Origin of the sequence: Pseudarthrobacter sp. P1 (assembly GCF_050156935.1) — a bacterium.
Taxonomy (GTDB): domain Bacteria; phylum Actinomycetota; class Actinomycetes; order Actinomycetales; family Micrococcaceae; genus Specibacter.
Window position 1 is genome coordinate 2,883,038 of the sequence record NZ_CP189584.1, and the last position, 14,410, is coordinate 2,897,447.

Below are 14,410 nucleotides of genomic sequence, written 5' to 3' on the forward strand. Positions count from 1 at the left end.
CCTTGGGACAAGGTAGGTCAGCGGGCGCGCTGGACCCGCTTCTCGTCCCAGACGGGCTCGGAGTTCTCGTACACCTTGCCGTCGGAGCCGAAGACGAAGAACCTGTCGAAGCCGCGGGCAAACCAGCGGTCGTGGGTCACGGCCAGCACGGTGCCCTCGAAGGCGTCGATCGCCTTCTCCAGCGCCTCGGCCGAGTGCAGGTCCAGGTTGTCGGTGGGCTCATCGAGCAGGAGCAGCGTGGCGCCGGAGAGCTCCAGCAGCAGGATCTGGAAACGTGCCTGCTGCCCGCCGGAGAGGGAGTCGTACTTCTGCTCGGAGCTGGAGGCCAGCCCGTAGCGGTCCAGCGCACCGGCGGCAGCCTCACGGCCCAGGCCCGAGCGGTGCTCGTCGCCGCGGTGCAGGATGTCCAGCAGCGCCCGGCCCAGCAGGTCGGGGCGCGCATGCGTCTGGGCGAAGAAGCCGGGGCGGATGCGTGCGCCCAGCTTCACCGAGCCGGTGTGCGGGACGTGGGCAATCTCCACCTCGGAGACCGGCTCATGTTCCTTGTCCGGGTCCGATCCACCGGCGGCCAGCAGGCGCAGGAAGTGGGACTTCCCGGAGCCGTTGGAGCCCAGCACGGCCACCCTGTCGCCAAACCAGATCTCGGCGTCGAACGGCTTCATCAGCCCGGTGAGTTCCAGCTTCTGCGCCACGATGGCGCGCTTGGCCGTGCGCCCGCCCTTGAGCCGCATCTTCACGTTCTGCTCGATGGGCAGCGCCTCGGGCGGCCCGGCCTCGAGGAACTTGGCCAGCCGCGTCTGGGCGGCCTGGTACCGGTTGGCCATGTCGGAGCGGAACGCGGCCTTGTTCTTGTACATGTTCACCAGCTCCTTGAGCTTGATGTGCTCCTCGTCCCAGCGCCGGCGCAGCTCCTCGAAGCGGGCGTTGCGGTCCGCGCGGGCTTGGATGTAGGACTCAAAGGCGCCGCCGTGCGTCCAGCTGGAGGCGCCGTTGATGCCCGGCTCCAGGGTCACAATGCGGTCGGCGGCGTTGGCCAGCAGCTCACGGTCGTGGCTGACGAACAGCACGGACTTGTCGCTGGCGGCCAGCTTGGCCTCGAGCCAGCGCTTGCCGGGCACGTCAAGGTAGTTGTCCGGCTCGTCCAGCAGCAGGATCTCGTCCGGGCCGCTGAAGAGGGCCTCCAGGACCAGGCGCTTCTGCTCGCCGCCGCTGAGCGTGGAGGCCTTGCGGTGCTGCGCCTTGTAGAAGTCCACGCCCATCGCGGCCATGGTGACCTCGTCCCAGGTGGTCTCCATCTCGTAGCCGCCGGCGTCGCCCCAATCGGCAATCGCCTGGGCGTACGCCATCTGGGTGGGCTCGTCGTCGTGCTCCAGCATGGCCAGCTCCGCGGCGTCGACGGCGGCACCGGCGGCGGCCACCCCGGGCGAGGCCACGGACAGCAGCAGCTCGCGCACGGTGGTCTCATCGCGCACCTGGCCCACGAACTGGCGCATCACGCCCATGTTGCCCGAGCGCGACACCACGCCCTCGTCCGCGGAAATGTCGCCGCAGATGATGCGCAGCAGGGTGGTCTTGCCTGTTCCATTGGGCCCGATCAGCGCGGTCTTGGCGCCGTCGGCCACACGGAAGTTCACCCCGTTCAGCAGCTGCCGGCCGTCGGAGAGGTGATAGTCAATGTTCGCTACGTCGATATGTCCCACACGCCAATCCTCCCATCCGGGCCGCCCTTCGCGGGAACGGCCGGAGAACGACGGCGGCGCAACCGCCCCACGGTCGAGGCACCGGCTAGGGCTTCGGCGTCCCGGTCGGGGTGCTTGTTGGAGTGCCTGTTGCTGTGCTTGTTGCGCCCGGCGACGCCGTGGGGCTGGGTGTGGCCGTCGGTTTGGGACTCGGTGTGGGCTTTACTGTTGCAGTGGGGGTCGGGGTGGCCGACGGCGACGGTGTTGGTGTCGGAGTCGGCGTCGGTGTGGGCGTGGGTGTCGGAGTCGGCGTCGGTGTGGGCGTGGGTGTCGCGGCCGGCTTGGACGGCGTGGGCGTTGCCGTCGGCTTGGACGTCATAGTCGGCGTCGCGGTCGGCGTGGGCGTCGCGGTCGGCTGGGGAGTCGGCTTGGGGCTGGGCGACGGCGTTGCCGTGGGCGTCGTCGTCGGCGTCTCGGCCGGCACGGGGAAGAGGAGATCCCGATCCCTCGCCGCCTGCGGATCGACCAGCGTGAAGTACATCGATTTTCCGGTGACCTCGGTCAGGGCCGTCCGCAGGAGCACCGTCCCCACGCCCGGATTGAGTGCGCTGATCATCTTGCCGTCGCCCACATACAGTCCCACGTGGGACCAGTGGTTGGGACCGTCGGTGTTCTGCACCACCAGGTCCCCGGGCTGCGGGGTGGAGGTGGGCACCATGGCCTCCCACTGCTCGGTGCGGGGCAATTGCAGCCCGGCCTGCCGGTAGGCCCACTGCACAAAACCGGAGCAGTCCCACCCGTTCTGGTAGCTGGTGCCACCCCAGACATAGGGATGCCCCAAGCCTTCGTAGGCGGCCTTGATGATGGCTGCCTGGACGGTGGCTGACATGGTGCCCACCACGCCTGGCACGCTGCCGGGGTCCGGGAAGGTCGCGGCGGGCGGTTTGGCCTGGGACTGGGCCATCACCCACACGCTGGCAAAGCCGATCTTGGTGTTCGCTGGAGTCATCGGCTGCGACACGGTCCAGGGTTCAACCCCGGCGATCGGTCCGGCGGCAAGCACCAGCGGCGTGGCCGTGCCGGACTGGGCAAACGCCGTCGCTGTAAAGAATCCTGCACCCGACAACACGGCACACACCGCCGCCATCGCCACTTGATAGCCCTTTCCGGGCGTTGCCGGATCCTTCACAAGGAGACCTCCTGTTACGGCATGTGCAGTTGTTCAGAGGGTACGCGCGACATCGGCTGGCCGACAGGGCCAGCCAATTAATACAAAGGGGTCGAATTAAAAGCCCGCGGTGGTGACGGGCACTTTGGACTGGATTTCCTCGCCGTCGGCGTGGCTGTACGCCGTCACGATCCGCCCGCGGCCCAGACCGCTGATGGAGGACGCCGGGAAGCTGGCCCGCACCCTTGTCCCGTCACTGTGGACGAAGGACTTGTCGTGGTGTTCCTGGTCCACCTGCTCATGGTTGAAGGTGGAAAAGTCCACCACGTCGCCGTCGATGAACTCGATGGACAGCCGGCGCTGGTGGGAATAGTCCGAGCTGGCGGCCACCACACCCAGCAGGTAGCTCCCATGGTTGGGCAGGGGTTTGTCAAGCACAAATTCCACTCGAATGACATCGCCGGATTCCTCGGCGCTAACCTCTGTCAGTTGCGCTACGCCCATGGCCGCAGTCCCTTCGTTGGAGTCGCTATTGGGAGCGTAGCACCGGGGGCGGCGGTGCGCAGCGGCTGCGGAGAATTCATTTTTACCGCTACCGTCCGCCGGTCCGGATGATCCGACGGGCGGTGGCCGCCGCGATGGCGGCCGTCCGGTTGTCCACTCCCAGCTTCGCGAAGATGTGGACCAAATGCGTTTTCACCGTGGCTTCGGAAATGAACAGCGCGCGGGCAATGGCCCGGTTGGTCATGCCGGTGGCCAGCAGCTCCACCAGCTCCACCTCGCGGGCCGACAGCGCCGGTTCCGGGTTGCGGATGCGGCCCATCAGCCGTGCCGCCACTTCCGGCGACAGCGCGGTCTGGCCGGCGGCTGCCGACGCGACGGCCGCGCGGATCTGCTCCGGCGGGGCATCCTTGAGCATGTAGCCGCTGGCCCCGGCCTCCACCGCCGCCAGAATGTCCGCATCGGTGTCGTAGGTGGTGAGGATGAGCACCGGCGGCGGGGACGCCAGGTCCTTGATCCGGGCCGTGGCGCTCACGCCGTCGAGCCCGGCGCCCATCTGCAAGTCCATCAGCACCACGTCCACCGGCTCGCCCAGCAGCCGCAGCCGCTCGATTTCCGCCACGGCGGCGGCACCCTCCGCGGCCTCGGCCACCACCGCCATGCCCTCGAATCCGGCGAGCATGGCGCGCAGCCCGGCCCGGACCACGGGGTGGTCGTCCACCAGCAGAATGCGGATCTCAGCCACGGTCTTCCGCGCCTTCGGTCCCGGACGGACCGGCCTCCAGCGGCAGCCGGATGGCCACCACCGTCCCCTCGCCGGGCGCCGATTCAATCGCCAGCGACCCCTGCTGGGCCGACACCCGCTCGCGCAGGGAGCGCAGCCCAAAGCCGCTGCCGTCCCCTGCTCCGGGCCCGTCGCCGATCGTCCCGCCAGCGGTCCCCAATGGCTCAAAGCCCACGCCGTCGTCGTAGATGTCAAGGGTCACCTCGGTGTCCAGGAAGCCCAGGGTGACGACGGCGGTGCTGGCCTGCGCGTGCACCCACACATTGGCCAGGCTGGCCTGGGCGGCCCGCAGCAGCATCACCTGATACGGCTGCGGCAGCTCCACCGGGGCACCCGCCAACGCAAACCTGCAGCGCAGGCCCACCCCCCGTGCGGCCGCCTCCAGCTCAGTCTTCGAGCACAGCCGGCGCAGGCTTTCCACCAGCGGATTGACCACGGAAGCGGCCGGGGCCACCGCAGCGGGCTTTGCCGGAGCGGGTTCCGCAGCGGCCGGCTCTGCCGCGGACTCCTCCGGTGCGGGCTTCACACCGGTTTCCGCCTCCGCACCAGTTTCCGCCTCCGGGCCGCCGCCGTCGGCCTCCAGCAGCGGGGACGAGAGCCCGCGGACGAAGTTGCGTGCCTCGGCCAGGTTTTCGCTGGCCGTGCGGCGGACCATCACCAGCGACTCCACAGCCGAGCCGATGTCGCCGCCGGCGAGGGACTTTTCCGCCGCCCGGGACACCAGCACGATGGACGAAAAGCCCTGGGCCAGGGTGTCGTGGATTTCCCGGGCGAGGCGGGCCCGCTCGGCCAGCACGCCGGCCTCGTGCTGGCTGGCGGCCAGTTCCGAGCGGGTGCGCCGCAGCTCCTCCGCGGCCAGCCGGTGGCCCTCGCTCTCGCGGTACAGGAGCTTGTAGGCCTGGCTGGTCACCACGGCAAAGGCCGCGCCCAGGACGGGGCCCACGACGGCGGCCGTTTCAGGCAGTGCGGTGCCGCTGGCACTCCACTGCGCCCACACCACCGCAGCGGTCATCAGCGCCACCACCATCAGGGCGACCCAGCGCTGGAGCAAGTGCAGGATCAGGAAGAAGAGCGGAAAGGCCAGCCAGGAGAACTCGGCGTGCCCGGCCAGCAGCAGGCCCCAGAGGAGAACCACGGCTGCCACCCAGGGCACGGCGTAGCGCGATGGGTCCAGTGCGCTGCGTCCGGAGGCGAAGCGCTTTTCCGCCACGGTGCCAAGCAGATACACCGTGGCCAGGGCCAGCGCGCCGGCCACCAGGAGGTAGCGCTCCGGGCGCATCAGGCCGCCGGAGAGCAGGCGCACCAGGGCCACCGCCAACAACACGGCGAACCCCACGTGCAAGGTCACGCGCAGGAACCGCAGGATGGCGGCGCTGGTGGTCGGGGGTTGATCCAGGGCAGACATGCCACCAGCTTAGGTGCCCCGCCACCCTGCCGGGTCAACCAAACGGTTGATCCGGGCGTCAACCACCCGGATCCCGGGGACCATCCTCTCCCCCGATTCCCCGCGGGGGCTTTGGCGGAAGAGTGGAAACATGCCCCGCTCCACCCATCCGGGGCCCGCCACCGGCCCCTTCCGGGACCACTGCAGAAAGAGGAAACCACCATGTTCCTGGCCCTCCGCGACATCCGTTTTGCCAAGGGGCGCTTTGCGCTCATGGGTGGGGTGGTCGCCCTGATCTCACTGCTGCTGGTGCTGCTCTCCGGCCTCACCGCAGGCCTGGGCAACCAGTCCACCTCCGCCCTTGCCGGGCTGGGTGCGCCCTCCGGCCGGGCGGTGGACATCATCGCCTTTGGCGCCCCGGGGGCCATCGACGCCAAGGCCTCCTTCACCGAAAGCGAGGCCACGGCCGCCCAGGTGCAGGCCTGGGCCGCGGCCGACGGCGTCGCCTCCGCCACGCCGCTGGGCATCAGCCAGACCCGTTTCCAGGGCGTGGGTGAGACCAAGGGGACGGCCAATGTTGCGGTCTTTGGCGTTGCCCCCGGCGGTGGTCTGGCCCCGGGGCCGATGGCGGACGGCTCAGCCCTGGTTCCGGCCTCCATTGCCGCGGAGCTCGGCCTGTCTGCCGGGGACCTGGCCACGGTGGGTGGCCGGGAGCTGCGCATCGGCGCCGTCGTCGAAGACCAGTGGTACTCCCACACCCCGGTGGTCTGGACCTCGCTGGCCGACTGGTCGGCGCTGGCCCACCTCACCGATCCGGCCCAGGTGGGCACGGTGGTGGCCGTGACCTACGACGGCGGCGCCGTGGACACGGAGGCGGCCAACCAGAGCGCGCACACCGTGAGCACCAGCCGGACGGGATCGTTCCAGGCCCTGGGCGGCTACAAGAGCGAGAACGGCTCGTTGTTGATGATGCAGGGCTTCCTCTATGGCATCTCCGCCCTGGTGATCGTGGCCTTCCTGACGGTCTGGACCGTCCAGCGCACCCGCGACATCGCTGTGCTCAAGGCGATGGGCGCGGCGCCCGGCTACCTGCTGCGCGACGCCCTCACCCAGGCCGCGCTGGTGCTGCTGGCCGGAGCCCTGGCCGGAGGGTTGGTGGGCATGGTGGGCGGTTTCTTCGCCGCCCAGGCCGCCCCCTTCCTGCTGACGCCAGCAACGGTGCTGGTGCCCGTGTTGGGCATCGTGGCCCTGGGCCTGGCCGGCGCCGCGCTGGCCGTCCGCCGCGTCACCCGGGTCGATCCCCTGCTGGCCCTTGGCGGCAGCTGACCCGGCACCCCGCCGGCCGAACCACCCCGCCGGCCGAACCACCCCGCCGGCCGAACCACCCCGCCGGCCGAGCCGCCCCGCTGGTCGAGCCTGTCGAGACCCCCGCCCCACACCACCAAAGGACCCCATGAACAGCACCGCAGCCCTCTCCCTCGTCAACACCACCCTGGACTACCCCGACGGCGCCGGCACCGTCACGGCCCTGGACAACGTCAGCCTCTGCGTCGAAGCCGGCCAGTTCCTGTCCCTGGTGGGCCCCTCCGGCTCCGGGAAGTCCAGCCTGCTGGCCACCGCCGCCACGCTGGTCCGCCCCACCGGCGGCCTGGTCCTCATCGACGGAACGGACACCTCGGCTCTGGCCGAGAAGGAGCGCACCGCCCTGCGCCGGGAGAAGATCGGCATCATCTTCCAGCAGCCCAACCTGCTCCCGGCACTGACCGCCGCCGAGCAGCTGGTGATTGCCGACCACCTGCGCGGCAGGGCGCTGCGTGCGGCCCGCGGCAAGGCCGCCGAGCTGCTCGACGTCGTCGGACTGGGGGCGGAGGCCCACAAGCGCCCGCACCAGCTCTCCGGCGGCCAGCGCCAGCGCGTCAACATCGCCCGCGCGCTGATGGGGCGGCCCACCGTGCTGCTGGTGGACGAGCCCACCGCAGCCCTGGACCACGAACGCAGCGAGGCCATCGTCCGGCTGCTGCGCCGCATCACCGACGAGTTCTCGGTGGCCACCGTCATGGTCACCCACGACACCGAATTTGTCCCGCTGACCGACGCCGTCGCCACCATGCGCGACGGCAGGCTCACCGCCGCCATCCCGTCCATCCACTGAGTCATCTAGGGCGCAGTTATCGTTCATTCCGGCACCGGAATGAACGATAACTGCGCCCTAGTTGGGCCGGCCGGAGAGGATTGCCTCGTCCCGGGCCTCGTCATAGCTATCCCGGGCGGTGAGCATGGCTGCCACATTGGACTCGGCCCAGGCGCGCAGCGCGGCCAGCGGCTCCAGCAGCGTATGGCCCAGCGGCGTGAGTTCATAGTCGACGCGCGGGGGCACCTGGGCAAAGACCGTCCGCTTGAGCAGTCCGTCCCGTTCCAGTGCGCGCAGCGTCTGGGTGAGCACCTTCGGCGTCACCACGGAGACCATGCCGCGGAGCTCGGAAAAACGCAGCGGCCCGTCGGCCAGCACCTGGATCACCAGCGACGCCCACTTGTCGCCGATGCGGGCAAAGACCACGCGGGACGGGCAGGCCGGGTCGAAGATGTTGGCCGGGACGCTGATGGTATCCATTGGGTAAGTATATTCCGTTGCGGCCATCAGTTTCCAAAAGATACTCTAGGAGCAGCAAGCAGCTAAGACCACAGAACTCAAGGGAGTCCACCATGAAGATTGCAGTATTCGGCGCCACGGGAATGGTCGGTTCGCAGATCACGGCAGAGGCCCTGCGCCGCGGCCACGAGGTCACGGCAGTGTCCCGCAGCGGTTCCGCCGTCGAGGGTGCCACCGCCTTGGCGGCCCAGCTGGGCGACGCCGCGGCCGTCGCCGCCGTCGCCGCGGCGCACGACGCCGTCGTGCTGGCCACCGGTCCCAGCCGCACCGGCGGCGACCACCAGGTCTGGCTCAACGACATGGCCACCGCCGTGGGCGCCGTCGGCGGTACCCGCGTGTTCGTGGTGGGCGGCGCCGGCGCGCTGACCATCAACGGCACCCGCCTGGTGGACCTCCCGGACTTCCCCGAGGCCTACAAGCCCGAGGCGCTGACCATGGCCGCCCTGTACGACACCGTCAAGGCCGCCCCGGAGTCGGTCGACTGGACCATGCAGGCTCCGGCCCCGGCCATCTTCCCGGGCGAGCGCACCGGCAGCTACAAGCTGGGCACCGATTCCCCGGCCGGCGAGAGCATCACCACGTCGGACTTTGCCGTGGCCGCCCTCGACGAGCTGGAGACCCCGGCGCACCGCCGGTCCCGCTACACCGTCGCCAACTAGCCACGGACTGCCGGCCGGCCGCCGGCCGCCGCCACAGGCAGCGGATCAGGACTCCGGCGCCCCGTACCCCAGGTGCGGGGCGCCGAGTCCGAACACGTCCTTCAGCGCGCTTTGCGCGGCATACCAGCCACAGAGCCCATGCACGGCCGGCCCCGGCGGGGTCGAGGACGAGCACAGGTACACGCCCTCGGCCGGGGTCTTCCACGGTTGGGTGGAGACCACCGGCCGTTTGAGCAGCTGGCGCAAGGTGACCGCCCCCGAGCTGAAGTCCCCGCCGATGTAGTTCGGGTTGTACCGCCCGTACTCGTCGGCCGTAATGGTGTTCGTGGCCAGGATGACGTCGCGGAAGCCGGGCGCAAACCGCTCGATCTGCCGGGTGACGGCCTCGGCCCTGTCCACGGTGGAGCCCGCCGGCACATGCGTGTAGGACCAGAGCACGGCCGAGCCCGACGGCGCCCGGCCCGGGTCCAGCGGCGACGGCTGGCTCACCAACACGTATGGATTGGTGGGGTGCTTCCCCGCCGCCACCTCCGCCTCGGAGCGCGCCAGTGCGGCCCGGCTGCCGCCCAGATGCAGCGTCGGGGCGTTGGCCAGCTCGGGATGGGTCCATGGCACCGGCCCGGAGAGCGCAAAATCGACCTTGCAGGCGCCGTTTCCATATTTGAACCCGGCCAGCCTGCGCAGGTACGCCGCCGGGAGTTCCGGGCCCGCCAGCTCCGCCAGGGCGGCCGCCGAGACATCCAGCAGGATGGCCCTCGCCCCCGTCTCGGCCCGCACCTCGGCCGTGCTGGCCACCATCCGCTCCAGCACGATGTCCCCGCCGTGCGCCAGCAAATCCTCGGCCATGGCGTCGGCGATGGCCTGCGAGCCGCCCGCCGGCACCGGCCAGCCGCGCGCGTGCGCATGCGCCCCCAGCAGCATCCCGGCGCCGGCGGTGGAAAGCCGGGGCATCCGGCCCAGCGAATGTGCATCCACGCCGGCCACCATGGCCGGCGCCACGTCCCCGCGGAAGCGCACGTTCCACAGCGGCGATCCCTGTTCCAGCGTGCGCAGCCCGTAGACCAGCGCCGCCAGCGGGTCCCGCGGCATCCGCAGCAGCTGGTGCGAGGTGAAGTCGGTGATGCCGTCCAGCATCCGCACCAGCGGCGCGTACAGGCCGCGGTAGGCCGCGCCATCGCGCCCGAGGGCCGCCGCCGTGCGGTCCAGGTCGCGGTAGGCGATGCCGGCCCGGCCGCCGTCGAGCGGGTGCGCATAGGAGATCTCCGGCACCCGCATCTGCACGCGCTTTTCCAGCTCAAAGGCTTGGAAGAACGGCGAGGCCAGCGCCATCGGGTGCACCGCGGAGCAGACGTCATGCAGGAAGCCGGGCAGCGTCAACGCGGAGCTGCGTGCCCCGCCACCGACCGTCGGCGCCTGTTCGTAGACGCGCACCTTCAACCCGGCGCGGGCCAGGGTGAGCGCTGCGGCCAGGCCGTTGGGCCCGGCACCGACGACGACGGCGTCGTGCGTGCTAGCCAGCGGAGCCATCGCCTTGCCGTTTGGACCGGGCCAGCCGGCCCAAACGGCCCAAACGGCCCAGCTGCCCCGGAACGGCTGCCACCGCGGCCACGACCTTCCGCACGGCGCCGGGCCCCTGCCGGCGCACGCGCAGCGCCGCGGACAGCAGCGCATACTGCGTCCGCTTCAGCGGCACGTCGAAGGTGGTGGGCAGCACCACCACGTTCTTGGAGAAATTGCGCTTGAAGGTGGTCACGTTCGCCAGCGATGGGTAGGTCTCTGAGACGATGCCGGTCAGGCCGCAGCTGTGGTTGCCGCGCTCCTTGAGCATTTTGAAGCTTTCCCACAGCAGCAGGTAGGGGGCAAACACCGCCCGCGCCGCCGCGGAGCTCGCGGCAAAGTAGTAGACGGAGTAGCCGCGGTATTCGGTGGTGATCAGCCAGCTGACGGGCACGCCTTCGTGGTAGGCCACCAGCAGCTCCGTGCACTCGTCCAGGGACGCCAGCAGCATCCGGTAGTAGTCGGAGCTGAACGAGGCGAAGCCATCGCGGGCGGCGGTCTCGGCCATGATCGGGTACAGCGCCGTGCTGAACAGCTCCAGCCGCTCGCTGCGATCGATGGTGCGGATCTCGACGCCGGCCCGGGTGGCCTTGCGGATGCTTTGCCGGGCGTTGGGCCGGAAGCTGGCCAGCAGTTCCTTCTCGTCCAACGTCAGGTCAACCACAATCTCGCGGTCGTACCAGCCCGGTTCCAGCGCCGTGGCGATGGGCACTGGATTCAGTGCCGACGCCGGATGCTCCACCTGCAGCCGGACAAACACCGGATCCACCCGCGCGTCGGAGGCAAATTGGGCCTTCACGGTAGCCAGGAACCGGGCCTCGGCCGCCGGAGTGCGCGGGACGAAGAACACCGGGCCGTTCACCACCACCATGGACTCGCGCAGCCGGCGCGTGGAGTGCAGGTAGGCGGCCAGCGCCACCAGCCCGTCGCCGGGCAGGGAATCGTCAAAGTAGGCGAAGATGCCCAGCGGCTTCCGCCCGGAGTCCCGCTCGAAGGCGGCCCACTGCGGTGTCTGCTCCAGCGGCACCACCGTGCCGGGGTGTGCCTCCACCAGCTCGTCAAAGCGGGCCGGGGTCAGTTCTTCGTGGCGGTAGGGCACGGCATTCACTTAGGGATGTTCTCCTTGCGCGGGGCTGGCGGCGGATTCGTTGTCGCCCGCATTCAAGGGTAGCCGAGCCTCGGGGGCGTGCCCGGAGTGCCGGCCCGGCCGCAGGGCCAGCACGTCCGGGGCAAACTCCAACACCCCGCCCTGCGGATCGTCGGCGCCGGCCCGGCGCACCACGTCAAAGTCCGGACGCAGGATGTCGCGGACCACCACGCCCATGACGGCAATGGTCGCCAACCCGTAGGCCAGCGCGGCCAGCACAAAGTACGGCATGTCGATGGAGTGCTGGGCATTGCCGTCGCCGCGTTCCAGACCCTGGAAGAGCAGCAGCGCCAGGTAGTGCAGCACGGCCGCCAGCTGCCAGAGCAGCATGGTGCGCCACTTCGGGTGGGCCAGCGCCAGCAGTGGCAACAGCCAGAGCGCCTGTTCCGGCGCGGCATGCTTGTCCGTCAGCGTGTAGGCGGCCACCAGCAGGAAGGCCAACTGCCCAACGCGCGGGCGGCGGGCGGCCCCCAGCGCGAGGGTGGCCACCAGTGCGGCGCACACGATGAGCAGCACCAGTTGGACAGTGTTGGCTGCCGCCACCTCCATCGGCGCCAGGCCAAGCCGCACGGCGACCAGGTTCCAGGCGCCGTAGATGGACGACGGCGCGGGTTCCGCATTCACACCATTGCTGATGAAGGCCGTCCAGGCCGGCGGGTTGGCCACCAGCACGGCCAGCACCGGGACAAGCCAGCCAAGGGCGGCCGCGGCGGTGGTTTCCAGCGCCCGCACCAGAGTTCCGCCGCGCAGCGCCAGCAGCACGATCACCACCACCACCAGCAGGGCGTAGGGCTGCACCCCGGAGGCCAGGCCAAGCACGGCGCCGGCGGCGAAGGTCCGTTTCCGCGCAAAGAGCCCCAGACCCACGGCAACCAGGGCCACGGCCCACAGATCCCAACTGCTGAAGGCCGCAAAGAGCAGGAGCGGGCTGGCCGCCAGCATGGCCGCATCCCATGGGCGGCGGCGCATGCTGCGGGCCATCGCCAGCACTGCCACCAGCCAAGCAGCGGTGAGCAGGGCGGCATTGAGGTCGAAGAACGCCAGCTGGCGCACAGCCCCCGTTCCTGCCGGCACCGTCAGCCAGGCGGTGGCGCCCGCCAGGATCCCGGCCAGCGGCGGGGCATCAAAGGTGCTGCCCGGGCTGAAGAAGGGGAACAGCTCCGCCAGGTTTTTGTCCGCGAAGGTGTTGGGGATCGCGGACCAGCACGTGGTGGAATATTGGTCCGGCGTGGTCCAGCCGGCCTCGCGGCAGTGGAATTTGAACAGCAGGGCCACAAAGGCGGACACCACCACCAGCACCACCAGCACGCGCTCCACGGTGAAGAACCCGGGGTCGACGCTGCCCGGTGCCGTGTGCCGGCCCAGCGGCCCGCCGGCCACCTCGGTCATTTTCGACAACAGCGCATCGCTGCGCGAGGGCACAACAATGCGCGATCGCTTGGCGGGCGTGGAGGGGTGGGATTCCTGCATGGATTTGAGCTTACCCGCAGCTTCTGCGCGGCATTGGTCCGCACCGGGCGGGCGTTAAATGGAGCAGCCCACGCGGGCCGGCGTGGGCTGCTGTGGAGCGGTCAAGGGGCCGTGTCCGCGGCGGACCTGCCACAGGGAATGTGTAATGGACATTCCGGACCTCCCTTCAATTGGAGGGCGCGGGCGCACCTAGCGGATGGTCATGATGGTCAGCTTCAGGATTTCCTGCTGGTGTGCCTGGCGGGCGCTGTCGATCCGGTTCTGGTCGACGGGCGTGAAGAAGATCCCCTTGATGCTGGACAGAGAGGTCAAGGGGTGCATGGGTGCCACCTCCTTTCATGCGGTCGAAGGACAATAGAGGGCCGGGTTTGCCATTTGGGGGCGCAGCAAATAAAGCCAATTGAAACACTGTGAATTGGCGGTATTTGGGCATAAAACAGCGCGAATTGTTTATGCCAGGGTTCGAACCCGTACGGGAGTGGCCGGAAAGCGGCGGACCTGTCTCACGCCTGGGCGGTGCACAGCACCGCGGGTGAAAAGGGAGGGGCCTGCGGCTTAGCCTGCCGGGCCTAGCGCACTGTTCCGGAGTATTCCGTTACGAAGCGCGCCGCGCGCAGCCAGCAGGGGCCAGTACATTGCCGAACTCTGCGGTCTGGATTGTAATCATCATGGCCTCCTATTCCCTGGTGCGCGGAGGTTCAGGCGATTGCCTCGAACCACAAGTAAACCTACCCCATAACCGGAGCAGGTGGAAAGACATTTGCAAAAATGTTTTTACATTTCTTTATTCGGGGCCGCTTTAGAGTCCCCAGGCCTCGATGGCGGGGGTCTTCTTGTCCCAGCCCAGCGTGCAGACCTTGGCGGTGCCCAGCAGGAAGTGCCTGCCCTCGCCCGCATCCAGTCCGAGCCACCGGGCGCTGAGCACGCGCAGGAAATGTCCATGGGCCACCAGCAGGGCGTTGCCCACCACTGTCCCGTCGGGCTGCGGCCGGCGCACCCGTTCGACAATGCTGTCCGCGCGCGCCGCAACCTGGGCCAGCGTCTCGCCGTTGGGCACGCCGTCGTCCCAGATCAGGTAGCCCGGGTTCTGCTCCCTGACCTCGGCGGAGTTGATGCCCTCGTAGTCCCCGTAGTTCCATTCGACCGCCGAGGGCTCCACCAGGGCGTCCGGGAAGCCGGCAAGCCCCGCCGTCGTGCGGGCGCGCTGCAGCGGGGAGGTGAGCACCAGGTCAAAGTCGACGCCGGCCAGCGCGGACCGCGCCGAACGTGCCTGCTCCTCGCCCTCGGCGGTCAGCGGCAGGTCCGTGAGTCCGGTGTACTGGCCGCTGCGCGACCATTCCGTTTCCCCGTGGCGCAGCAGCCACAGCTTGGGCAGGGCGGAACCGCTGGCCTGGACTGCTTCAACGCTCAC

The 14,410-nt window shown here is 69.6% G+C and carries 14 protein-coding genes; 3 read left to right on the plus strand and 11 right to left on the minus strand.

Going from position 1 to position 14,410, the window contains the following annotated elements:
* Positions 1–17: 17 nt before the first annotated feature.
* The 5 genes from ACQCSX_RS13640 to ACQCSX_RS13660 form a co-directional block, all read right to left on the minus strand.
* Positions 18–1,700 (minus strand): ABC-F family ATP-binding cassette domain-containing protein, encoded by a 1,683-nt coding sequence (locus ACQCSX_RS13640; protein ID WP_427015844.1) that lies wholly within the window; start codon positions 1,698–1,700, stop codon positions 18–20.
* Positions 1,701–1,785: 85 nt separating this feature from the next.
* Positions 1,786–2,868 (minus strand): C40 family peptidase, encoded by a 1,083-nt coding sequence (locus ACQCSX_RS13645; RefSeq protein WP_427015845.1) that lies wholly within the window; start codon positions 2,866–2,868, stop codon positions 1,786–1,788.
* Between the two features lie 96 nt (positions 2,869–2,964).
* Complete coding sequence (locus ACQCSX_RS13650) at positions 2,965–3,351, minus strand: hypothetical protein (protein WP_427015846.1); 387 nt, start codon at positions 3,349–3,351, stop codon at positions 2,965–2,967.
* Positions 3,352–3,439: 88 nt separating this feature from the next.
* A complete protein-coding gene (locus tag ACQCSX_RS13655) occupies positions 3,440–4,093 on the minus strand; it encodes a response regulator (protein ID WP_427015847.1) in 654 nt (217 codons plus the stop codon).
* Entirely contained in the window at positions 4,086–5,537 is a 1,452-nt protein-coding gene (locus tag ACQCSX_RS13660; RefSeq protein WP_427015848.1) for a sensor histidine kinase, read from the minus strand. The genes ACQCSX_RS13655 and ACQCSX_RS13660 overlap by 8 nt, the downstream gene beginning before the upstream one ends.
* A gap of 201 nt (positions 5,538–5,738) precedes the next feature.
* Here ACQCSX_RS13660 and ACQCSX_RS13665 point away from each other — a divergent pair, with 201 nt between their 5' ends.
* Both ACQCSX_RS13665 and ACQCSX_RS13670 read left to right on the plus strand, forming a co-directional pair.
* Positions 5,739–6,842 carry an ABC transporter permease gene (locus ACQCSX_RS13665; RefSeq protein ID WP_427015849.1) on the plus strand — a complete coding sequence of 368 codons (1,104 nt, stop codon included), beginning with the start codon at positions 5,739–5,741 and terminating at the stop codon, positions 6,840–6,842.
* Between the two features lie 127 nt (positions 6,843–6,969).
* Complete coding sequence (locus ACQCSX_RS13670) at positions 6,970–7,668, plus strand: ABC transporter ATP-binding protein (RefSeq protein WP_427015850.1); 699 nt, start codon at positions 6,970–6,972, stop codon at positions 7,666–7,668.
* Positions 7,669–7,725: 57 nt separating this feature from the next.
* On the opposite strand, the gene ACQCSX_RS13675 is transcribed toward ACQCSX_RS13670, so the two are convergent.
* Complete coding sequence (locus tag ACQCSX_RS13675) at positions 7,726–8,127, minus strand: winged helix-turn-helix transcriptional regulator (protein ID WP_427015851.1); 402 nt, start codon at positions 8,125–8,127, stop codon at positions 7,726–7,728.
* Positions 8,128–8,219: 92 nt separating this feature from the next.
* On the opposite strand from ACQCSX_RS13675, the gene ACQCSX_RS13680 reads away from it, so the two are divergent.
* Positions 8,220–8,825 carry an NAD(P)-dependent oxidoreductase gene (locus tag ACQCSX_RS13680; RefSeq protein ID WP_427015852.1) on the plus strand — a complete coding sequence of 202 codons (606 nt, stop codon included), beginning with the start codon at positions 8,220–8,222 and terminating at the stop codon, positions 8,823–8,825.
* Positions 8,826–8,870: 45 nt separating this feature from the next.
* Here the strand turns inward: ACQCSX_RS13680 and ACQCSX_RS13685 are convergent, their stop codons facing one another.
* The 5 genes from ACQCSX_RS13685 to ACQCSX_RS13705 all read right to left on the minus strand — a co-directional run bounded on the left by ACQCSX_RS13685 (position 8,871) and on the right by ACQCSX_RS13705 (position 14,410).
* Positions 8,871–10,352 carry a phytoene desaturase family protein gene (locus tag ACQCSX_RS13685; protein WP_427015853.1) on the minus strand — a complete coding sequence of 494 codons (1,482 nt, stop codon included), beginning with the start codon at positions 10,350–10,352 and terminating at the stop codon, positions 8,871–8,873.
* Complete coding sequence (locus tag ACQCSX_RS13690; protein ID WP_427015854.1) at positions 10,336–11,490, minus strand: lipid II:glycine glycyltransferase FemX; 1,155 nt, start codon at positions 11,488–11,490, stop codon at positions 10,336–10,338. The genes ACQCSX_RS13685 and ACQCSX_RS13690 overlap by 17 nt, the downstream gene beginning before the upstream one ends.
* Positions 11,491–12,999 (minus strand): glycosyltransferase family 87 protein, encoded by a 1,509-nt coding sequence (locus ACQCSX_RS13695; RefSeq protein ID WP_427015855.1) that lies wholly within the window; start codon positions 12,997–12,999, stop codon positions 11,491–11,493. It abuts the gene before it with no gap.
* A gap of 189 nt (positions 13,000–13,188) precedes the next feature.
* A complete protein-coding gene (locus ACQCSX_RS13700) occupies positions 13,189–13,320 on the minus strand; it encodes a hypothetical protein (protein ID WP_427015856.1) in 132 nt (43 codons plus the stop codon).
* Positions 13,321–13,798: 478 nt separating this feature from the next.
* Positions 13,799–14,410 carry a histidine phosphatase family protein gene (locus ACQCSX_RS13705; RefSeq protein ID WP_427015857.1) on the minus strand — a complete coding sequence of 204 codons (612 nt, stop codon included), beginning with the start codon at positions 14,408–14,410 and terminating at the stop codon, positions 13,799–13,801.